General features: G+C 35.6%; 25 protein-coding genes and 1 tRNA gene. 13 read left to right on the plus strand and 13 right to left on the minus strand.

Annotation, left to right across the window (positions count from 1 at the left end):
- The first annotated feature begins 104 nt into the window (after positions 1–104).
- A complete protein-coding gene (locus tag BALOs_RS15240; RefSeq protein WP_158536729.1) occupies positions 105–278 on the plus strand; it encodes a hypothetical protein in 174 nt (57 codons plus the stop codon).
- A gap of 12 nt (positions 279–290) precedes the next feature.
- Here BALOs_RS15240 and BALOs_RS11375 read toward each other — a convergent pair whose 3' ends face one another.
- Positions 291–737, minus strand: coding sequence for a hypothetical protein (locus tag BALOs_RS11375; protein WP_114705337.1), 447 nt, complete (start codon positions 735–737; stop codon positions 291–293).
- Between the two features lie 361 nt (positions 738–1098).
- Here BALOs_RS11375 and BALOs_RS11380 point away from each other — a divergent pair, with 361 nt between their 5' ends.
- Positions 1099–1764, plus strand: coding sequence for a type 1 glutamine amidotransferase (locus BALOs_RS11380; RefSeq protein WP_114705338.1), 666 nt, complete (start codon positions 1099–1101; stop codon positions 1762–1764).
- Here the strand turns inward: BALOs_RS11380 and BALOs_RS11385 are convergent.
- Positions 1761–2615 carry an alpha/beta fold hydrolase gene (locus tag BALOs_RS11385; RefSeq protein WP_114705339.1) on the minus strand — a complete coding sequence of 285 codons (855 nt, stop codon included), beginning with the start codon at positions 2613–2615 and terminating at the stop codon, positions 1761–1763. The genes BALOs_RS11380 and BALOs_RS11385 overlap by 4 nt on opposite strands.
- Before the next feature lie 116 nt (positions 2616–2731).
- Between BALOs_RS11385 and BALOs_RS11390 the strand changes: the two genes are divergently transcribed.
- Complete coding sequence (locus tag BALOs_RS11390) at positions 2732–3046, plus strand: hypothetical protein (RefSeq protein WP_133296851.1); 315 nt, start codon at positions 2732–2734, stop codon at positions 3044–3046.
- On the opposite strand, the gene BALOs_RS11395 is transcribed toward BALOs_RS11390, so the two are convergent.
- Genes BALOs_RS11395 through nth form a run of 3 tightly spaced genes read right to left on the minus strand, consistent with a single transcriptional unit; the run spans position 3043 to position 5172 of the window.
- Entirely contained in the window at positions 3043–3834 is a 792-nt protein-coding gene (locus BALOs_RS11395) for a DUF2797 domain-containing protein (RefSeq protein WP_120405657.1), read from the minus strand. The two genes, BALOs_RS11390 and BALOs_RS11395, sit on opposite strands and share 4 nt — an antisense overlap.
- 4 nt (positions 3835–3838) lie before the next feature.
- Positions 3839–4525 (minus strand): alpha/beta hydrolase, encoded by a 687-nt coding sequence (locus BALOs_RS11400; RefSeq protein WP_114705341.1) that lies wholly within the window; start codon positions 4523–4525, stop codon positions 3839–3841.
- Positions 4522–5172 carry an endonuclease III gene (nth, locus tag BALOs_RS11405; protein ID WP_114705342.1) on the minus strand — a complete coding sequence of 217 codons (651 nt, stop codon included), beginning with the start codon at positions 5170–5172 and terminating at the stop codon, positions 4522–4524. Before nth ends, BALOs_RS11400 begins: the two co-directional genes overlap by 4 nt.
- A 66-nt stretch (positions 5173–5238) precedes the next feature.
- Between nth and yidD the strand changes: the two genes are divergently transcribed.
- Positions 5239–5478, plus strand: a complete 240-nt coding sequence (gene yidD, locus BALOs_RS11410; protein ID WP_370454608.1) for a membrane protein insertion efficiency factor YidD — start codon at positions 5239–5241, stop codon at positions 5476–5478.
- Positions 5478–6830, plus strand: coding sequence for a D-alanyl-D-alanine carboxypeptidase (locus tag BALOs_RS11415; RefSeq protein ID WP_120405251.1), 1353 nt, complete (start codon positions 5478–5480; stop codon positions 6828–6830). The genes yidD and BALOs_RS11415 overlap by 1 nt, the downstream gene beginning before the upstream one ends.
- On the opposite strand, the gene BALOs_RS11420 is transcribed toward BALOs_RS11415, so the two are convergent.
- The 4 genes from BALOs_RS11420 to priA form a co-directional block, all read right to left on the minus strand.
- The gene (locus BALOs_RS11420) at positions 6816–7571 is read right to left on the minus strand and encodes a PhnD/SsuA/transferrin family substrate-binding protein (RefSeq protein WP_114705345.1); all 756 of its coding nucleotides are present in this window, start codon (positions 7569–7571) and stop codon (positions 6816–6818) included. The two genes, BALOs_RS11415 and BALOs_RS11420, sit on opposite strands and share 15 nt — an antisense overlap.
- Before the next feature lie 4 nt (positions 7572–7575).
- Positions 7576–9024: a sensor histidine kinase gene (locus BALOs_RS11425; RefSeq protein WP_114705346.1), complete on the minus strand. Its 1449-nt coding sequence runs from the start codon at positions 9022–9024 to the stop codon at positions 7576–7578.
- Between the two features lie 92 nt (positions 9025–9116).
- Entirely contained in the window at positions 9117–9722 is a 606-nt protein-coding gene (locus BALOs_RS11430) for a LysE family translocator (protein ID WP_114705347.1), read from the minus strand.
- Positions 9723–9727: 5 nt separating this feature from the next.
- Complete coding sequence (priA, locus tag BALOs_RS11435) at positions 9728–11764, minus strand: primosomal protein N' (protein WP_120405252.1); 2037 nt, start codon at positions 11762–11764, stop codon at positions 9728–9730.
- 57 nt (positions 11765–11821) lie between these two features.
- Here priA and lgt point away from each other — a divergent pair, with 57 nt between their 5' ends.
- Positions 11822–12601, plus strand: a complete 780-nt coding sequence (gene lgt / locus BALOs_RS11440; RefSeq protein ID WP_120405253.1) for a prolipoprotein diacylglyceryl transferase — start codon at positions 11822–11824, stop codon at positions 12599–12601.
- 37 nt (positions 12602–12638) lie between these two features.
- On the opposite strand, the gene BALOs_RS11445 is transcribed toward lgt, so the two are convergent.
- Positions 12639–13142, minus strand: coding sequence for a hypothetical protein (locus BALOs_RS11445; RefSeq protein WP_120405254.1), 504 nt, complete (start codon positions 13140–13142; stop codon positions 12639–12641).
- Between the two features lie 99 nt (positions 13143–13241).
- Positions 13242–14702, minus strand: a complete 1461-nt coding sequence (gene cysS / locus BALOs_RS11450) for a cysteine--tRNA ligase (protein ID WP_114705351.1) — start codon at positions 14700–14702, stop codon at positions 13242–13244.
- 54 nt (positions 14703–14756) lie between these two features.
- On the opposite strand from cysS, the gene BALOs_RS11455 reads away from it, so the two are divergent.
- The 4 genes from BALOs_RS11455 to arsB all read left to right on the plus strand — a co-directional run bounded on the left by BALOs_RS11455 (position 14757) and on the right by arsB (position 18311).
- The gene (locus BALOs_RS11455; protein WP_114705352.1) at positions 14757–16082 is read left to right on the plus strand and encodes a dihydroorotase; all 1326 of its coding nucleotides are present in this window, start codon (positions 14757–14759) and stop codon (positions 16080–16082) included.
- 1 nt (position 16083) lies between these two features.
- Complete coding sequence (locus BALOs_RS11460) at positions 16084–16497, plus strand: PH domain-containing protein (protein ID WP_114705353.1); 414 nt, start codon at positions 16084–16086, stop codon at positions 16495–16497.
- Positions 16498–16882: 385 nt separating this feature from the next.
- Positions 16883–17299, plus strand: a complete 417-nt coding sequence (locus tag BALOs_RS11465; RefSeq protein WP_120405255.1) for an arsenate reductase ArsC — start codon at positions 16883–16885, stop codon at positions 17297–17299.
- Between the two features lies 1 nt (position 17300).
- On the plus strand, positions 17301–18311 hold the full coding sequence (arsB, locus tag BALOs_RS11470) for an ACR3 family arsenite efflux transporter (RefSeq protein ID WP_114705355.1): 1011 nt from the start codon (positions 17301–17303) through the stop codon (positions 18309–18311).
- Here arsB and BALOs_RS11475 read toward each other — a convergent pair.
- Both BALOs_RS11475 and BALOs_RS11480 read right to left on the minus strand, forming a co-directional pair.
- Positions 18308–19144: a hypothetical protein gene (locus BALOs_RS11475; RefSeq protein ID WP_114705356.1), complete on the minus strand. Its 837-nt coding sequence runs from the start codon at positions 19142–19144 to the stop codon at positions 18308–18310. The two genes, arsB and BALOs_RS11475, sit on opposite strands and share 4 nt — an antisense overlap.
- 9 nt (positions 19145–19153) lie before the next feature.
- Complete coding sequence (locus BALOs_RS11480; protein ID WP_162929668.1) at positions 19154–19414, minus strand: hypothetical protein; 261 nt, start codon at positions 19412–19414, stop codon at positions 19154–19156.
- Between the two features lie 190 nt (positions 19415–19604).
- On the opposite strand from BALOs_RS11480, the gene folE2 reads away from it, so the two are divergent.
- From folE2 to BALOs_RS11495, 3 genes are all read left to right on the plus strand, one after another.
- A complete protein-coding gene (gene folE2, locus BALOs_RS11485; protein WP_114705358.1) occupies positions 19605–20543 on the plus strand; it encodes a GTP cyclohydrolase FolE2 in 939 nt (312 codons plus the stop codon).
- Between the two features lie 118 nt (positions 20544–20661).
- Positions 20662–20737 (plus strand) — tRNA-Val (locus BALOs_RS11490).
- A 377-nt stretch (positions 20738–21114) separates the two neighbouring features.
- A complete protein-coding gene (locus tag BALOs_RS11495) occupies positions 21115–21615 on the plus strand; it encodes a hypothetical protein (RefSeq protein ID WP_114705359.1) in 501 nt (166 codons plus the stop codon).
- Positions 21616–21694 lie beyond the last annotated feature (79 nt).

Consider the following 21694-nt stretch of genomic DNA (forward strand, 5'->3'; position numbering starts at 1 on the left):
TTCTGACATATACAAAATTAAATTACTCATTGCATTTAACTATTTGTCTTTATTTTATAAGCCAAATATTCTTAAGATAATTATTTTATTCATTGAGGTTTAATATGAAGATTTTTATTGCTCTTACAGTGCTCTCTTGCCTAGTTTTTTCAACGACGACTTATGCAAGTCAGTTAAAGAGTATTCCAGTTGAGGACCAAGGCCCAGGTAAAGATGGAAAGGGTTCAAAGCAAAATGATGGTAAAGATAAGAAAGAGACTTCAAAGAAAGTAAACTAATCTATTTTTAGATTACTTAACTGATTTTGCCTTATCCAAGATCTTTTCAATATTTGAAAAGTCCTTCACAACCTTTTTCATCTGAAGAAGATACTTCTTTGATTGTGGGCTTTGTTTATGGATAGCATGAATATACTTATTTAATTCAGCTTCTAGAATACGGGCCTCTGAAACAAAGAGTGCAATAAGTTTAACTTGTGCCTCTAAAACATCCACCTCGTTATTTGCTTTTGCTAAATTTAGAATTTGAGTATGAGTAACCTCTCCAACAGGTTGAGCTCCACTATTAATATTGGTAAGACTTCCCGTCGAGTCCTCAGGACTCTCACCTAACTTTGAAAGATCAACATCTTGAATCTGTCTAGTAATTGAAAACTCAAGAACATTTGCCGCAGCTTCTTCGGCCACGTTATTTGTTTCTTCTTGTATTTCAGAATCTAATTTCTTTGCTGTAGACAAAATTTACCTCACAAAAATCCTTATTTAATTATCGGGTTAATTTTAGCAGAACTTTAACTTGATTTTAGTTAGAATCCACCTAAAATTAATGACTTAACTCAAGTTTTCAAAGATTATTTAACTTAATGTCAAAATGGATATTGAAATGCTTGAAATCACATAAGCACAAAAAATTAAGTTAACCATATAAACTAAGGCCTTTTCAATAAAACGAATCGAGTTTAGTTTCTTATGATTGATAAAATCGCCAAAATTACGGGCCTGTTTAGTTTTTACAATAATTAAACTTTCAATTTTCGCTGACACTTAATAATTTTGACCATACAATCCTGTAAGTTAAAACCATAGGAAATTGATAAAAATGAAATCGCCAATTGCTATTATCGACTGCTCTATTGAGAATCCTTCATACAATTGTATGAACCAAATAATACAAAACTTTAATAGGCCCTTTACTTACCACTGGGTTTCAAAATTTGGGTGTGAATCTCTTGATAAGATAAAAGAAGCAAGTGGATATATCATCTTTGGTTCTGATTCAAATGTATATCAACGACTTGAGTGGCAGATTGATCTTGCTAAAAGAATGAAATCAAAAATGGAAAATGGAATTCCTGTTTTAGGGATTTGCTTCGGCCACCAACTTATTGCAGACATATTTGGAGCACAGGTTGATATGGTAACACCAGATAATAAATTATTTGAAGGAACAAGAGAGCTTGAAATACTTGAAGATCAATTTGGATTTGTTAAAGGTGAGAAATTTGAATTATTTATTACACATCATTACGAAGTAAAAGAGCTTCCTGAAAACTTTGTTCACTTGGCCCAGTCTAAAGATTGTTTTTATGATGGCATTGCACATAAGGATCTGCCCTTCTTTAGTTTTCAAGGACATCCTGAAGCTTCTCAAGACTTTATTAATCATCATATTGAGCAAGAACTCTCTAATGAGAAATTAAAAGCTGGTTTTGATGGTGGTCATAAAGTATTTAAAAATTTTATTGAATATATCGACAAGCTTTAAAAAATTAAACTTTTAACCAAGTCCCTTAAGTAATTAAAGTATGGAACTCGATACTTTTCGATTTCTTGATATTGTTCGTGACGAGCGCCTTCAATTGTTCTTACTGTAAAGCTAGGATCTACTTCTTTTAAATATTTTTCAAGTTCTGGCACACTGATAAGAGTATCACCCGTTCCATATGAAATATACTTCTCAACTTTATCGTTAATACGTCTTGAAAAGACTTTCTTACTACTAGCGACCATTTCTAGTAATAATTTCGTATGGAGCTTCTTATGATTTAAAGGGTCATTATTAAACTCTTCAATAACTTGATTTCGATGAGATAAAGTATTGAGATCAACTAGTCCACCAAGTGGTACTGACATTTTGATATTAGCTAATTTATTAAAAAACCCAGATTTCACTTTATTGACAAATTTTCCAAGTGGGCCACCAACTCCCACAGGTGGTGCATTAACGATCATCGCCCTAAGGTTTTCAATATCATCACCCAAATAGTTTTGAACAAAGCCGCAAGTAATAAGGGCCCCCATCGAATGCCCATAAAGAATATAGCCTTCCATTTTATAATTTGTTTTTAAGTATTGAATAATGTCTTTAAGATCTTCCATGAACTGATCAAAAGGATCAATATAGGCTTTTTCACCACCACTACGGCCATGCCCCCTTAGGTCATATTGGAAAACATTGACATCAAAACCAAAGACTTCTTGAAGGTATTTATGACGACCTAAGTGCTCACCTATCCCATGACTAGCAATCAACCAATACTTAGCACCGTGCTCGACAACTTCCGTATAGATTTTGACACCATCACGCATTGGAATAGCTCTTTTGATCGGTTCCATATTTTACCCTTTATTATTTTTTATTTAGCTCTTATAATTATACTTAAATTTAAGGAAAAGTAATGTTTTGTCCAAAGTGTTTAAGCAATAGTGTACATTTAAAAGAAAAAGGCGTCATGAATATTTTAGTTAACGGCCGCCAAAAAGATACAGGTCGTTTTCTATTTAATCTTGATAGAAAAGATGAGATCTTACAAAATATCTCAGATAAGATTCATGAGCATTTTCAATGGATGGCCAGTTTCAATAATAAAAAGCCTGTCCAAACTGTTCACGTTGTAACGACTGATGCAAAATGTGATAACGGCTGTGCAATACCTCTTTCGCATAAGTTTTCACTAACAGACCATATTATTTCTACGAAAGGCTTAAAAGACCTTATAATCAAACACGCAAAAGAGTCTGAATTAGAATTAGAACTTGATATTTAATACTCAAGATTTAAAAAGTATCCACCATGCTTTCGCATGTTTACACAACCTGTATCTAAAATTAGATATTGTCCTTTAATCCCCATTAAAGTTCCTTCAATGACAGGATTTTTATCAAAACCAAGAGACTTAACTTTAGTTGGATATTCCACAACAGGATAATTTATATGTGTTACTTCTTCTTCTAAATCATCAAGACCAAAATCATCGATTAAATCCGCAAAGTCATCATAGATTTGATCTCTAATCATTTCTAAGTCTTCGTCTGCAACCTCATTCATTAGCATCTTTCGCCAATTTGTTTTATCAGAAAAACTTTTTGCAATTTCGACTTCAATTTCACCTGATGTCTTTCGGTCTGGAACCTGTAAAATCGGTAGAGCATAACTAGCTCCTTGATCTATCCAACGAGTAGGAATTTGAGTGTGTCGAGTTATACCGACTTTGATATGACTAGATACGGCCAGATAAACATAGTGTGGGATCATACAATGCTTTTCCCCCCATTCTGGTTCACGACATGTTCCTCTGTGATAATGACACTTTTCAGGCTTCACAATACATGAGTCACATTGAGCAAGAGTGATCATTTCTTTATAAGAATAACCTTGAGAATATGACTTCTTTATTAATTCACCAGAGTAAATTGAATTAATCTGACCATCAAAACTTAGTTTGATTTTCTTTTCAATTAGAGCATTCATATCAACAAGCTCATCTCCCATTGGTAGATGGTATTGAACGACATCCCCTAGCTCTGATTTCATTTTTCTAATATTTCCACTAATCATATTATTCTCTTCCTTCTTCTAAGAAGCGTTGCAATTTATTTAAAATAGGCATCGGAATTTCATGGCCACCTTCAAAATGATGAAATTCATATTGATCAACTTTTTCCAAATAGGTTTTTAGCTTTTCACTTAAAAAATACGGTAAAACAGGATCACCTGTACCATGAGATTGGAAAATAGGAATATGTCTTATATGTTTAGTATTTTCAGCGATATGTGTTTCATCAAATAATGTAGAAGAAAGTAAAAAGAGGCGGTCCACAAGAGCTGGCTCTTTGTATGCAATTGCTAAGCTCATCATTGAGCCTTGTGAGAATCCACCTAAGTATAATTCTTCACTATTCTTTTTAATTTCTTTTATAAGATGGATTAATCGGTCTCGCATATCTTCAATTCCATCTGGTACAACTTGAGAGAAGAAGTCCTCTACTCTTTGGGCCATCATTGCCTGTTGCAGTCCCATCATATCAATTGGAAACCATGCACTTCCTTTCATCCCCATGCCAATATCAACTTTTAAAGGCCCATCAACAAAGTACCAGTTTAGCTCTTCTTTTGGATCTAAGTATTGATATAAAGGAGCGAGGTCCTGAAAGCTAGCACCGTAACCATGCAGTACAACTACAGACTTCTTTGTGCTTCCTTCATGTAATAGAATATCAAAATCATTAATTCGAGTTACTCTCATTTCTTTGTCTCTACTTTTGATTTACGGTTTGGATATACGTGACGACAGATTGGGCACTCTAGGCCAAAACATGACCTTGCTTTACAATACTCTCGGCCATAGAAAATAATTTGAAGATGAAGTTTATTCCAAAGCTTTCGAGGAAAAAGCTTCTTACAATCTTCTTCTGTTTGAACGACATTCTTTCCTTTTGTTAGACCCCATCTTTGAGCTAGTCTATGAATATGAGTATCAACAGGAAAAGCTGGGACATCAAAAGCTTGTGCCATAACAACAGATGCAGTTTTATGACCTACTCCAGGTAGCTTTTCAAGCTCTTCAAAACTAGCAGGTACTTCGCCTCCATGCTCACTTACAAGAATTCTTGAAAGGTCGTAAATCGCCTTAGATTTTCTCGGTGAAAGTCCACAAGGCTTGATGATCTCTTTAATTTCATCTTGAGATAATTTCATCATATCTCGAGCATTATCAGCTTTAGCAAATAGGGCCGGAGTCACTTGATTAACTCTTTCATCAGTACATTGCGCAGATAAAAGAACTGCAATGAGCAAAGTGAACTCATTCGTATGGTCAAGTGGTACAGGTGTCTCAGGATAAAGCTCTTCTAAGGCCTCTACAATATAGTCTGCTCTTTCTTGTTTTAACATTTTCTATTCCTATTAATTTGATCACAAAAATTTAGCAAATTATGAATGAAAATGCTAAAATAACGCATAATGAGATACGTATTCATCAAATTAATCCGTTTTTATCAAATGGCAATCTCTCCATTTCTCGGTAGTAATTGTCGCTATACACCGACATGTTCACAATATGGAATAGAGGCTTTTCAAAAACTACCACTCCATATCGCAACTTGGAAGACAATAAAGCGTATCGCAACTTGTCATCCATGGTCAAAGGGAGGTTACGATCCCGTACTTCCAGAATGCAGTCACAAGGATAAACATTAATGATCAAGATATTACTTCTGGCCTTGGCCCTTAATACTAGTGCAAACACAATCAAAGATTTAGAAAAAGAATTTCTACAAAAAGGCGACACGCTGAGCTATTACATTGCAGATGAAAATGGAAAAGTAATTTCATCTAATGAAAATCAAAATTTAATACCAGCCTCTATTTTTAAGATTTTCTCGGCATATTATATTCTCGATAAACTTGGAACAAATTTTCATTTTAGTACGTCGATTAGCTATCGTGGCGATATTGAAAATGGCACTTTAAAGGGTGATCTCATTTTGAATACTTCTGGAGACCCATACCTATTAACACCACAAATCTTTGACTTGATTGAATCTGTTGCACAAGAAGGAATAAAAAAAGTAGATGGTAACCTTGTGGTGGTTAACAATTTCGTTAATATTGAACGTATTGGAACCGTAGGTCTAGATGATCAACCATACAATCAAAGTATTTCAGGCTTTAATCTAAATTTTAATCGTTTTAAATCAATTGGACGCTCAACACAGAAATCAATTTTCCCAAAACATGATGGCTTTCAAACAATAAGTTCACAGAAATCACTTGGCCCAGGTGTTGGCTTTAAAAATCAGAATAAGAACAATCAAGATATTGAAAAGTGGCAATATACGAATACAAAAGATTACTTTGTTGAAGTACCCATAAGAAACTCTTTAGCATTTAATGCTTACTATTTTAAAAAGCAACTTGAGCAAAGAGGTATAAGCACTTCAGGAATTAAGATTACAAATAAAGAACAAAGCGAGACAAAAAGACTTAATACAATAAAGTCACCATCTTCTCTTGATCTTGTTAAATTGGCCATGGAGTACTCTAATAACCTTTTCATTGAGACTTTAACTTTGAAGGCAACAAATAAAGAAAACTTAGCAGATGCTGCAAAGAAAATGATTAAAGATCTTAAAATTAAAACAAAAGGTAAAATCGAAAACAGTTCAGGACTGACAACAGAAACAAGAATAACACCAAAAGAAATCGTAAACTTTATCCATGAGAATGCAAATCAAAAATTTGGTAGTCATTACTTCATCAACTTACTTTCAATCACAGGGCATAGCGGTTCTCTCCATCGTAAATATCTTAACGATGATGGCTTTGAGAAATTCCGCTATAAAACAGGCAGCATCGATTATGTCTATAATATCTGTGGCCAAAGTTTTGAAAAAACAAAGAGAACATTTTGTATAATGATTAATAATTTGCAAAAAAGAAAGTTAGTCGATGGTAAGAATACCAATAGGACAGAAAGACTCAGAGAAGAAGCTAAAGGTTGGCGTAGAGCTAAAGAACGATTTAGCGAGCTCCTCTTACTTCAAATGTAGAACTTCTCTTAAGTATGTACTGTTTTTCAATAATGGAAATAATTTTTCGATCTCATCTATTGAAATAGGACTATTGGGACGTGCCAGAACTTTAAAGTTATGAACTTGATCTATTTTTTCACTAACCACAAGTTTATCTTTATCTTTTGGATGTGTCTTTAAATACATTTTTAGAAATGAGTCGTTAATGACTGTAATATCTCCCTTACCTCTAAGAATATTCTTTATATTTCCTTCAAGAGAGTTTGTGTAAATGAGATTCTTATCCTTAACATCATATGATTTAAACTTCAGAAAACCATAATGGAATCCACTCTTTAGTAGAATAACTTTTTCACGAAGATTAGCGAATATTACTTGTTGATTTTTTAGCCTTGGATCTTTTTTAGCGATATAGTAGTCCTTACCGGTAGCAAAAACTTTTGTTTCATTTAACTTTATATTTCTATTGCTCCATCCCCAGATCGAATTTTCGAAAAATATAATATCATAAATACCATTTTCAAGATCTCGATACCTTCTTCGAGGAGATGTTTCAACGATCTTAAATTGAAACTTATTTTGATTTTCATTGAGGTACTTAATTAAATCAACAAGAATTCCTGACGCAACTTGATCTGTACGAGAATAAAAAGGTGGAATAATATACATTCCTACTTTTACCTCAGTTTTCGATGCTTCAAGATTCAAGCTTGAAAATGACAATATAAGAATAAGAATTAAACTCTTAATCGATCTCATTTACTTAATTCACTCCTGTGGAAAGAGGAAGAGTTAAGGTAAAAGTTGTTTTCTTTGAAGAGTCGTCATAGATAAGCTCTCCACCATTTTTAACCATCATCTCATGAGATAAACTGAGTCCAAGTCCTGTTCCCTTATTTACATCTTTAGTAGTAAAGAATGGATCCATTATACGATGAACGATCTCTTGTGGAATACCATCTCCACTATCAACAACTTCAACAATCTGCTTACTTTCAGTATTAAAAAACTTAACGTGAATAAATCTTTCATCTAGATTTTCAACTGCATCAATAGAGTTATTTATTAGATTCACAAGAACTTGATATAATTGTGTTTTATTAGCGTAAACTCGATGGCCATCTTCATAATGAAATGACATTTCAATATTCTTTTCTGTAAGTCGACTGTTACAAATCGTACCAACAATCGACTCTAATTCTTTTACTTCAACAAACTCTTTTTCATTCAATGAATCAGATCGAGAAAGAGTTTTCATACTCGTTACAATCTCGCTTATTCGTGTCGTAGCATTATCAATTTTACTTAAAAAATCATTCGCTTTGCTACTGTCATCACCTAATTGTCTTTTAAGCCTTGCAATATTCCCGGAGATTATAAAAAGTGGATTATTGATTTCATGAGCAATCCCTGCGGCCATTTGTCCAAGACTTGCTAACCTTTCTGAAACGAGACTTCTCTCTTTTTGAATATAAAGCTCTCTCGACTTCTCAGCGATTCTTTCACCTAATTCATCATTATATTGCTGTAATTTCTCATCTCTAAATTTGATCTCTTTTGTGGCGTAATTAAGAGTTTTTGCAAGTATCGATAATTCAGAAAGATAAAAGTCTTCCTTTACAATTCCATACTCTCCATTAGCATTTCTCTTTAGAGTTGAAACAAAGTAATTTAGTGGTTTGATTAGTAAGTAATAACAAACGATTGCAACAATAAGCAAAGTGAAAAAAAGAGTTAAACTAAACCATAGTCCTAAAAATGAAAATATCTTTCCACTATCACGAACAATTGAGATATTGCTAAAATCGATAATGGCCTTTCCTATAAGTCGATCTCGATAAATAATATCAAACTCTTCAGTCATAATTTGATGAGGTAAAACTCCATTGCCAACTGGGTGCTCCCTATTGACTTCAGATAGCAAGTTACCTTCTTCATCTTCTATTTTAATAGAAACAACTGATTCCTCATCATCATAAATAAATGCTTGAGAGATATTACCTATATACTGAGAATTCAAGTTCCATACAGGAACTTTAAGAGATTCAACAATCTGCTTTGAGATCGACTTACGGTGTTCTTTAAAGTCTATATCATTTTGTTTGATGTACCTGTCGAAAACAATAAAAGCTAAACCTGAAAAACAAAGACAAAGGACAACTCCAACAATCATTGGGATTAAATAAGAAGAGCGTTTAATGGTTGGCTTCATGTGAGATAATTTACTAGGAGAAAAGCACGATTACAATATCTTAAATAAACAATTGATATTTTAACTCAATGAGAAAATATAACTATCTGAATTTATTTGAAACTAGAAGATACCATCCAAATTCCAACACCAATCAGAAGGAAACCAAAGAAGTATTGCGCTGTTTTGCCACCTAAAATATGTGATAAACGATTACCTAAAAAGAACCACGCCAAGTGTGCACTGGCCCCGCCTATAAATAAAATCACACTAAACAATGAAAGGAAAAGTGTTCCTTCATCTATGAAGGGTGAATATACACTTATCGTAAATACTAAAAATTTAGGATTTAAGGCCTGAAAGATAACACCTTCAATAAATGATGGACCTTTTAAACTTTCATCTTCTTCTTGATTATCTTCAATTGAAATTTTTTTAATACTCGTTAGGCTCTTATAGGCCATATAGAATAAATAGAGTGCTCCAAATATTGGAAGATATGTCATGAGCGTCTTATGCTTCATGATAAAGTCAGTCGCTCCATATAGACAAATTAGTAGTCCAGAGATCGTTGAAAGCCATAGTCCTAAGATGAAAGGTAGCGTCTTTTTGAAACTAAAGGTGCCGCCAAGTCCAGCAAGGGTTATGTTGGCAGGCCCCGGTGAGTACACAAGAGGTGCAACAATAAAAATAAAACTAGTGAGAATTTTGGTTATCATAAGACTTACGTATCCATTGGGTCGACATCAATTTTAACTGAAAAAGAATAATCGATTTTATTTTGAGACCTAAAAACTTGCAACACTTGGTTTAACTCTCCCCCATTTTTACACATAAGAGTCATACTCCAAGTAAATAAATTTGCACGTCGTTCAATCATTGCTGGAGTCGGTCCCCAAACCTGCGCATCGATTCCCATCTTATCTATTAGCATACGTAGTCTATTAATTTCATGAGTTAGATCAGAAATAATCTTTTCACGATTTCGACCTGAAACATGGATATTTGCCATTTTCGTATATGGTGGAAAGAGACCAAATTCTCTCGTATTTAATTCATAATCATAAAAGCCATTGAAGCTATGTGACTTAATAAAATCAAACATTGTATTATCAGGAAGCATCGTTTGAATCGCAACCTTAGCATGATTTGAATAACGTCCTGCTCTTCCAAGAATTTGAACAATCATTTGATATGCTTTTTCCATGGCCCTAAAGTCTGGAAAGTTTAACATTGAATCTGTTCCAAGTATTAGAACGAGATTTACTTTTTTAAAATTGTGACCTTTCGATAGCATCTGTGTACCGACAAAGATGTCAATTTCGCCTTTATGAAAACGGTCCAATTTATCTTCTAGCTTTTCAAGATTTGTGATTTCGTCACGATCAAAGCGTTCTATCTTCTTTTGAGGATAAAAGTCTTGAAGAACTTCTTGCAACCTCTCTGTTCCAAAGCCTTTTTGGAGAAGGTTCATATTTCCACACTCTGGACAAATTTCAGGACGAGGAATCTGATAATCAGAATGGGAGCTAGAAAGAATATTTTTATTTTTAAAGTATCTAAGCGGAACCCCTGTATTTGGATCTTCGAATTTATAACCACAACTACGACATTGGAGGTAATTTGAAAAACCAAGGCGATTAACAAAGACAAGGACTTGTTCATCACGATCTAAAGCTTCGCTAATCATATCCATCGACTTCTTCTCAAAAGGCCAAATCGATAGAGCATCCATATCTTTTTTCTGCCCGTGAGAGCGTGAATCTAATAATTCGATTTCAGGGAAACCGCCAGCGACCCTCTTTTCCAACTTAAAATAATTATCGGGCTTAAGTTGGGTGAACGTAAAATAATTTTCTAAGCTTGGAGTAGCACTACCAAGAACAACTGGTGCATTAAATAACTGGGCCTTTTTAATGGCCACATCTCTTCCGCTATAAGGACAACGATCTGTTTGTTTAAATGAGCTGTCATGCTCTTCATCAACAATAACAAGACCTAAATTTTCAACAGGAAGAAAAACACTTGAGCGTACCCCCATTAGAAGAACAGGACGATCGGACTTCTTTAAAAACTTCCAAATTGAATTCTTATGTGAAGGAGTTACTCCTGAATGATATGGAAGTACAGGGCAGTCTAGATACTTTTTAAAAGTCTCCATAAACTGAGGAGTTAAATTAATTTCAGGAAGAAGAAAGAGAACACTCTTTCCTCTCTTTAATACTTCTTTAATTAGATGAAGATAAATAAGCGTCTTACCAGAGCCCGTTACTCCATGAATAAGGAAACGATCAAAGCCAGATTCAAGCCTTGCACTTATACTTTCATAAATTGGTTTCTGGTCAGGACTTAATTCATGTTCAAAGTCTTGATTAAGTCCAAACTCTGTCTCTACTTCTCGTGGTCTCTTTAAAATCTTAGGTAAACAATCCCAAACAAGCTGTCCAAGATTATAGTGATAATAGCGAGACATCCAAGAATAAAGCTTCATTTCACTTTTTGATAAGCTAAACTCTGGAGCTAATACTTCATTAACAGGTTTTAGTTTATACTTTGCAAGAGTTGCTTCAAGATCTTCATTAGAGATATTAAATTCTGTCACGACACCTTTGGCCTTTCGTCTCCCCAAAGGTACTTCCACAAGAGAGCCGACAGGAATCTCCTCTCCTAAGGTTTTATAGGTTAAGATACTTGGAAGCTTTGGATAGTTGACCGCGACTTGGCAATAATGTTGAGCGTTCAGCTTGTTAACGTCTTGCATAAGAATAATTTTTAAAAAGTAAGTGTAAAAGCTACACTAAAACCATACAATAAGTATATGATTACATGGAATGTTGATCCAGAAATATTTAGGATTGGACCTGTCGCGGTTCGTTATTACTCACTTATGTTTATCCTTGGCTTCTTTATTGGCGAGCGATACTGTCGTCGCTATCTAATTAAAGAGAAAGGGTTTACAACAGATCAAGTTAGCTCCCTCTTAAATTATATGATAGCTGGTTGTATTATCGGGGCCAGACTAGGCCACTGCTTATTCTATGAGCCCGGCTACTACTTAAGTAACCCTCTCGAGATCCTCTATGTTTGGAAAGGTGGACTTGCCAGCCACGGTGGTTTCCTAGGTGTTATTATCTCTATCTATATCTTTAAGAAAAGAGTAAAGGATGTTCCACTACTTTGGCTTCTTGATCTTGTCGCTGCACCTTCATTAATGACAGGTGGTTTTATTCGCCTTGGAAATCTCTTTAACTCAGAAATCCTTGGCCATCCATCTAGTCTTCCATGGGCATTTAAATTTGTCCGTGCTGACAATATTGCACGCCATCCAGCTCAATTATACGAGGCCTTAGGCTTCTTTGCTATCTCAGGTGTTATTTACTTCCTCTATTCAAAGTTTCATAAGAAATGGCAAGCGGGACGCTTTCTTGGACTTATTTTTATTGGTGGGTTCACTTGGCGATTTATTGTTGAATTTTTTAAAGAGAATCAAGTTGCCTTTGAACAAGGGATGATTCTAAATATGGGACAACTTTTGAGTATACCTCTAATTATTGCAGGTGTAATTCTTGTCTTCTATAAACCAGTTGAAAAAAAATAAAAAAGGAAGCTTGAAGCTTCCTTTTCTTATATTCTTATTATTTGCAATAAGATAAATCTAATTCATCTAGCGTGTCATATATTCTAGACTTACCAAAGAATGATCCCCAAAGATCAATTCCAGTCATTCTATCAAGAGCAGCATCTGCTAAATCGAGATTCTTATTATAAGCAAATGAATTTGCGATTGCTCCTACTAATGAACCTTTTTGACCTTCAAGAGGAAGACCATAGCAGTCCATATCATTTTTAATATAATCGTAAATATCAATCATTCGCTCTTGGCCCATTGAGTTTGCAGAGTAATATTTTAATACCCCACCTTCAACAACCGTAAACTTTTCAATTAATCGATCAACTGTTTCTTGAGAAAGCTCCTCACAAAGTCTCTTCTTCTTACTTTTTGAATCTCCATTTTGAAGTTCAACAATCACTTCATTTGTTGCCTTAACAAAGCAATTAACAAATTCTTTTGAATTAATTTGTGCAAATGATGAAGCTGAAACAATCATCAAAGTAGCTGAAATCATTAGTTTTTTCATGGGTTCTCTCCTCTTGTCATATGTATGTATATTTAAAAAATATCACAAGAAGAGAGTCTAGATTAAAGATTTGGAAGTATTACATACGGTGTTCAAGCTTTAAACACGAACAGACCAAGTGACCTCGTCACCACTTTCTTGGAAATCAATTCCAAGAGCATTTAGCTCATCACGAGCAGAATCAGCGGCATCCCAGTCCTTAGCAGCACGAGCATCAGCACGTTTAGCAAGAAGCTCTTCAACCTTTTCTAGGGCTATCCCCTTTCTTCTGATTTGAACTTCTTTAATCTCATTTAAGAACTGCTCAGGGTCCATTGCAAATAAAGCACTCATACGGCCATACTTTGCAATCCATTCAGAAAAGGCAATTGCAGTTGGAGCAGAATTTACATCCTTTGCCTTCTTTTCAAGATTAAGGGCATTGAAAGTTTTAACGGCTTCATAAATTGCTGACATCATCTCACTAGTATTGAAGTCATCATTACAAGCCTTTTCAATTTTCTTATCAAGACGTGACAATTCTTCTGCTAACTTCTTATTAACTTTAGCTGAATCATTTGTCGCAAAAGTTGCTGCATGCTTTGCAACTTGAAGTGCACGATAAACTCTAATTGATCCGCTAAAGGCTTGATCAATCTTCTCATCAGTCACATCAAGCATTGAGCGATAGTGAGTTGAAAGCATAATATATTTTAAAACTTCTGGATGATACTCATCCATGAATGCGCGAGCAGTGATGATATTCCCAAGGGACTTACTCATCTTCTCTCCACTCATATTGATGAAGTTATTATGCATCCAATAATTTACATACTTACATGAATTACATCCAACACCTTGAGCAATCTCGTTTTCATGGTGTGGGAAAATTAAATCGATTCCACCACCGTGGATATCAATTGATTTACCAAGGATAGATTTGATCATGGCAGAACATTCAATGTGCCAACCTGGACGACCTTTGCCCCATGGAGAATCCCATGATGGTTCACCTTCTTTGGCAGGCTTCCAAAGAACAAAATCCTTTGGGTCTTTTTTGCGCTCGTCGACTTCGACTCGCTCTCCCGAATTTAATTCGTCTAGATTTACGCCCGATAACTCTCCATATGAATCTAGCTTTGTTGTCTCGTAGAAAACTTCTCCGTCAACAACATAGGCCATACCATTATCGATTATGCCTTGAACGTACTCAATAATTTGAGGAATATAATCTGTAACCTTCGGGTTATGAGTATGAGGACGTAGTCCTAGACGGCCAAAGTCTTCTTGGAAATATTTAATATAGCGCTCTGAGATCTCAAGTGAATCAACGCCTTCTTCATTTGCCTTATTAATGATCTTATCATCAACATCAGTGTAATTATAAACGAAGTTTACATCGTAACCGATATGCTCCATCCAATTGCGGGCAAAATTAAAGAAGATTGGCCCTCTAAAGTTTCCAATATGAAGCGGCCCGTAAACCGTTGGACCACAAAGGTAGAGCTTAACTTTGCCTTCTTCTAACGGCTTAAAAGTTTCTTTCTTCTTTGTTAAAGTATTGTAAACTACTAGTGACACTATCAACTCCTCTATTTTTATGCAGATAGAATAACCGAAAAAGGGAAAACTGTCATGGAATTCGACTTAATCATCAAAAACGGAACTCTACACTCATCACAAAAAAGCTGGCAAGAAGATATCGGAATAAAGGACGCTAAGATAGTTAAATTAGCTAAATTTAGTGATGAAGAGCTTTCAAAAGCAGATAAAGTCATTGACGCGCAGGGACTCGATATCCTACCAGGACTTATCGACTCACAGGTCCACTTTCGCGAACCTGGTCTCACTCACAAAGAAGATATCGTTCACGGCTCAAAAGCTGCTGTCTTAGGTGGTATTTGTACCTTCTTTGAAATGCCAAATACAAAGCCGGCAACAACAACAGTTGAAGCAACGCAGGTCAAAGTTGATATCGCCCGCGAGACTTCATATGCCAACTTCGGCTTCTTCATTGGAGCAAGTGGAAAGAACCTTGATGAGCTTATCAAATCACAAGACATGGTTGGGTGCTCTGGGGTAAAGATCTTCCTAGGAAGCTCAACTGGGGACCTACTCCTTTATGATACAGATAAATTAGTTGAGATCTTTAAAACTCTTGATTGTCATATTTCAGTTCATAGTGAAAGTGAAGAAAGACTTCACGCTAACGTTGCCATTCGTGACAATGCCAATGGAGATGTTCACGCACATTATAAGTGGCGTGATGCCCAGACTGCTTTAGAGTCAACAAAAATGATTATCGAGGTGGCCAAGAAAGCTGGTCGCAAGGTTCATATTCTCCACCTCACAACAAAAGATGAAATTGAATTTTTAAAAGATCAAAAAGAGCATTGTACAATTGAGGTCACTCCTCAACACCTGACTCTCTTTGCACCAGATATTTATGACAAGATTGGAACGCTTGCTCAAATGAATCCACCAATTCGCACAAAGGACCATACAGATGGCCTATGGGAAGGTTTAAAAAATGGTGTGATTGATGTCTTTGGAAGTGATCACGCTCCTCACACTCTTGAAGAAAAAGATCAGCCATATCCTAAATCACCTTCAGGAATGCCAGGTGTGCAAACGATGCTACCAGTGATGCTAACTCATGTTCAAGCTGGACGACTTAAACTTGAAGATATCATCACTTACCTAGCAGAAAATCCAGCAAAACTCTTTAAGCTCAATAAGGGCTTTATCAAAGAAGGGATGGATGGAGATCTCACAATTCTTGATATGAAGAAGAAGTTCACAATTAAGAATGAGGATCAGGCTTCTAAAGTTGGTTGGACACCATTTGATGGAATGGAAGTTCAAGGAACGCCAACATACACGATTGTAAGCGGACAAGTTGCCATGGATCACGGCAAGGCCATTAAAGTTCAGGCCCAGCCGATCGTTCGAGGGAAGTAGGATGCGCTATCGAAGCAAGCTCGACCCTATTGTTTCCATCGTTCTTCTGCTGCCAATAGCTAATGCGATATTTAGACTAGTGTCGTTCTATCTTGCTAGTTCAATAATAGATCAAGGTTCTTTAATTTTTATTTTTATCTATGGAATCGTTTTAAGTTTAATATATTTTGGAATAATTTATGAAATTAAAGATGATGAGCTAATTGTTTCAAATCTTTTTATCAAGACTCGAATGCCAATTGCTTCAATTAAACTAATTAAGAAGTCTAAGAACTTTTTAGCTGCTCCCGCACTTTCACTTGATCGCATAAAGATTGTAAGTGATGAAAAATGGGTTTTAATTTCGCCAGTAAAAAAAGAAGAACTCATAAAACAACTCAAAAGAATCAATCCATTGATTGATCTTCAATTATGAAATAAATTTTTAAAAGTTAAATCTAAATTATTCAGAATTAAATTAATAATTTAAAAGAATGAAGTCCACCTTTATTTCTCTACCTCCAGTAAAGGAGGCTATAGCAATATAGGAGAAGTTATGGAGGACTTCATAAGGGTGATTTCTTTAATCATACTTATTTTAGAGTTTGTAATTCTAATTTTAAGTTGGTCAAAGTAATCTTTGGGGGTGAAGTTACTGCTTCGCCCCACCTTATGAATTTTAGCATAATTTAAGACCCGAATTCATCTATTTTTTCTGAATTATTTCCACACCAACCAAATCTTAACAATTTAGAACTACTATAATTACAATTGAATTTGTAATATTAAGTTCACTTTATTTGATTTATAAAAGGTATGTAATGAAAAAGAATATCTTATTCCTATGTACGGGGAATTCGTGTCGCTCTCAGATGGCCGAAGGTTGGGGCAAAGCGCTCAAAGGCAACAAGTATAACTTCTACTCCGCTGGAACAAAGAAGCATGGCCTTAATCCTTATGCCGTAGCTGTCATGAAAGAAGCAGGCGTTGATATTTCAAATCATGAATCAAAAACAACGGATGAAATAAAAGAGAAAATGGATATTGTCATCACAGTATGTAGTGACGCAAATGAAAACTGTCCCTACTTTCCTGGTGGCAAGATCATACACATCGGTTTCGATGATCCTCCTCGCCTTAGTGATGGTCTAGAGAACGAAGAAGAGATTCTTAAGATTTACCGACGCGTTCGCGACGAAATAAAAGAAGTGATTATTAATTTAGAAGAGAGAATATAAGATGGGATTTTTTGAGCGCTATTTAAGTATTTGGGTAACTATCTGTATCGTCGCAGGTATTATTCTAGGAAAGGTCCTTGGTTCATCAATTTCAATTTTAAGTGAGATGAATATAGCGACTGTTAATATCCCTGTTGCTATTCTTGTTTGGCTGATGATATTTCCAATGATGGTACAAATTGATTTTAATTCCATTGCTGATGTTGGAAAAAATCCCAAAGGTCTAAGCTTAACAATTGTCATCAACTGGCTAATTAAGCCTTTTACAATGGCCTTCTTTGCATGGTTATTCTTCTCAAAAATTTATGCTGCTTACTTAAGTCCAGAGCTTGCACAAGAATATATTGCGGGAGCAATTCTCTTAGGTGCTGCTCCTTGTACCGCCATGGTCTTTGTTTGGTCTTACTTAACAAAAGGTGATCCTGAGTACACACTTGTTCAAGTGGCCATTAATGATTTAATTCTTCTTGTTGCTTTCATTCCTATCGTTCAATTCCTACTTGGAGTCACAAGTATTTCTATTCCTTACGACACACTAATAAGTTCAGTCGTGATCTTTGTCGTAATTCCTCTACTTGCAGGCTATATCGCAAATAAAGTCTTAATTAAGAATTTTGGGATGAAATGGTTTCAAGAGGTCTTTATGGCACGCCTTAAACCAGTTTCAATTGTTGCTCTTTTAACAACCCTTGTTCTACTCTTTGCCTTTCAAGGGGAAAAAATCTTAGCGAACCCGCTTCACATTCTTCTGATAGCAATTCCTCTTACAATTCAGACTTACTTTATCTTCTTTGTGAGTTGGGGAATTGGTCGCAAGATGTGCTTACCACATAATATCTTGTCCCCTGGTTCAATGATTGGTGCCAGTAACTTTTTTGAACTTGCTGTGGCCGTTGCTATTGCTCTTTTTGGACTCAACTCAGGAGCGGCCCTAACAACTGTTGTGGGAGTTCTTATTGAAGTTCCGGTTATGCTTAGTCTTGTTAAGATTGCAAATAAATGGCGCTATTAATTCTCAAATAATTTGGCAGTTCCTACAAGCTTTCCATCATCGTAGTAATTTGCCATCTTCATTCCAAACTTTGTCACAAAGTGAATGAAGGTATTATCGACGATTCGAATAACAAATGAGCCATCCTCGCCATTTAAGATATTACGATTACCACCTGTACCTCGCGAGTGGGAATAATTCTTTCCATTTTCATCATATAAGAGAATTTCTGATTGCCCGTCAGTTCCCTTCCCATCATCTGATGAAAAGTAGTCGACATTTAAAACTATACGGTGGCGCTGACCTTTGTATTTACCATCAAAAAAATTAATTTGCCCCGCATAAGAACCATTAATTTTTCGTAGCTCTTTTGCATCATTAATCACTTTTGATTTTGCTAAAAAGACAGTTGGTTCAGTTATCGCTGGAATTGGAGAATACTTCACCATCTCATATACTTTAGGCTCTTGAGGTGCGCTCACATCAGAAGTCTTACTAGGCATGCCCCATCTTGATTCATTATCTTTATCAGTATTTTGCTTTGGCGCTAATTTTTCTCTTATTGAATTTCTTGCAATGAAGTCCGTTGGATCTTTCATGATCTCTTTTACTTCATCTTCTTGAACCTTAACTTTTTCAAGTCCAAGGGCCGCTAAGAATAAAGTAAAGGCTTGCGCAAGGGCCTCATCCCCCGCCTTATCAATAACTGGAACTTCCTTGATCACTTCGACTTTCTTTTCTTTGATAACTTCAACTTCTTTGATTTGAACTTCAGGCTTTGGTATTTGAGATCTTCCAATAAAGAAACCAGCTCCCAGGCTGGCGATGACAGCAATAATTAATGTTGGCTTCACTATTCTTCCTTAATTTAAAATATGAAGTGTTTCCTCTGTTCCATATGTGCAGTTTTCACATGTCACCTCTTCATGAATATAGAGGTTATCGTGATCGGCTAAATGAGTCACAGTGAATTTGGCCCCACATTTAGGGCAACATTCAATTTGCTTTTTTACGTCTTCAATTTCGCCAAAGTAACGTACGAAATTTTCGACTTTTACGGACCTTTCCTTCATATCAAGCTCCTCGTCACCTTCTATTTTACCGTATTTACTGAAATTTCGCATATTAAATGAGGTTATTTCATAAAAAACAACAACTTATGTTCATTAACTAATTGGTAATACACTGTATAGCCTTATAATTACTACGGAGTTCGTTTGCCAAAAGTCCTTGAACACGTTAAAACGTGCTATTATTAATAAAACGTAAGGTTGGACCACACCTACCTCTGCATAAGGAACAAAAGGACACACTATGAAAAACATCGAAGCGCTTAGAAATAGCAGCGAAGATATCTTAAACTGCCAGATCAAAGATGATACTGGACTTAATGATTTCCAAAAAACGGCGAATGACGTGCATATCGCAATTCCAAAAGTTGGGATTGAGAGATTTCGTATTCCACTAAATTTTGAACACAGAGATGGAAGTGTGCGCTCAACTGACGCACAAGCTTCAATGTTTGTTTTCTTAGAAGCACACAAGACAGGTGCAAACATGTCTCGCTTCTGTAACATCCTTCAAGCAGAAGGACTTGAGAAGAACGTTAATAACGAATTCTTCGCAACAGTACTTAGAAGATACCGTACAGATCTTCGTGACTATGATACAGAACCATTGATTCCACAGGCCCACCTAACGCTAGACTTTAACTATCCAGTTAAGCAACAGTCACTAAAATCAGGAAACTGGGGTTGGCAATACTACAATGTATCAATGGAAGGAATTGAAGGTCGTGATGGTATTCCATACATCAATTTAACACTTAAGTATGAATACTCATCGACATGCCCATGTTCTCTTTCAATGTCTAAGCAATATGAAGAGCAATACAGAAATGGTGAAACAACGGAAGGAAGTGGTATCGCTTCTGCTCACTCACAAAGATCAGTTGCTACGATTACTGTTAAATACAAAGCAGAGTCGAAATTTCATGTTGAGGACTTAATTGAACTAATGAGAATCGCACTTCCTACAGAGACTCAATCTCTTGTTAAGAGACTTGATGAGCAGGCATTTGCAATCTTAAACGGTGATAATCCAATGTTTGTTGAGCACTCTACAAGAAGAATCTCAGAGGTTCTAAACTCTGAAAAAGAAATCCTAGACTGGCAGGCCAAGGTTGAGCACCTAGAAAGCTTACACAGCCATAATGCTGTCGGATATATCAGAAAAGAACACCCAAAAGCATAAGAAATAGAAGGCCTCTAAATAAGAGGCCTTTATTTTATCAAAAAAATATTATATTTTTTAAATTTCTATATTGACAACTAAGGGTGAAATCCTTATTCTAACTCCACTTCAAATCGGAGGGCGATTAGCTCAGCTGGGAGAGCGCTACCCTTACAAGGTAGATGTCGGCAGTTCGATCCTGTCATCGCCCACCACTTTTTTTCAGTGGAAAACCTCCAAAGAAATTCAAAATAAATTATTCGGAACTCTTTAGAGTTCTTTTTTTTTGTTTGCAGCATTTGCAGGAGCAAATGATGCAATTCAACCCAGCGAGTCCCACGATGGGACGAGTCGAGTACCTCAATTTGAAAACTATAAAGCCAATCATTGAAGATTATTATTTTTAATTGGTGACATATAAATACTCATGACAGTGAATTTCGAACTCTTTACTGCCATTGTCCAAGAAAAATTCAATATACTTTGTGTTTTTTAGACATAACAATTCGTAAAAAATATAACCTCCACATCAAAACAACTTAATTAATTAAAGGCTTCAACAAATTGAATGTCTAATAAACCGGAGGAATTTATGAAAAAAATTATCGCACTTGCTGCTGCACTACTAAGCGTTTCAACTTTTGCACTATCTGCAAACGATTCTTGGGATACAATCAAGTCTGAAGTATCTGCTGATTGGGATCTTTCATTTGCTGGAACAACTGTATTTGTTGGTCGTCCAGTTAGCGCATTTGACGTATGTCTAGACGGTGACCAATTTGTTACAACTAGAGAATTCCCAATTTATGAAATCGTTAAAGTTGGAAAATCTCACCCAGAAGCTGACGAAGATGGATATGCATCAGTAATCGTTGGATACGAAATCCTTTCTTTCCCAACAACTTACACTTCATATAAAGAAGTTTGTAGAAACGATGACAAAAACTGTAAGAGAGTTCCTTACACAGTTAACCAAGACCTAACTAAGAACGTATCTGTAAAAGAAGTTGTTAGAAGAAACGTTGGTTCAAATGATCGTACAATTGAAAAGACACTTTTCAAGAAAGAATACGTAATCCCAGCTTGTAACTAATAAATTCAATAGCTTAAGCGTTTTCCCTAAGGCGCTTAAGCTATACTTTTTATAGCATGAGTAGATCTAACAATCTGTT

This window comes from Halobacteriovorax sp. BALOs_7, assembly GCF_003612895.1.
Classification (GTDB): Bacteria; Bdellovibrionota; Bacteriovoracia; order Bacteriovoracales; family Bacteriovoracaceae; genus Halobacteriovorax_A; species Halobacteriovorax_A vibrionivorans.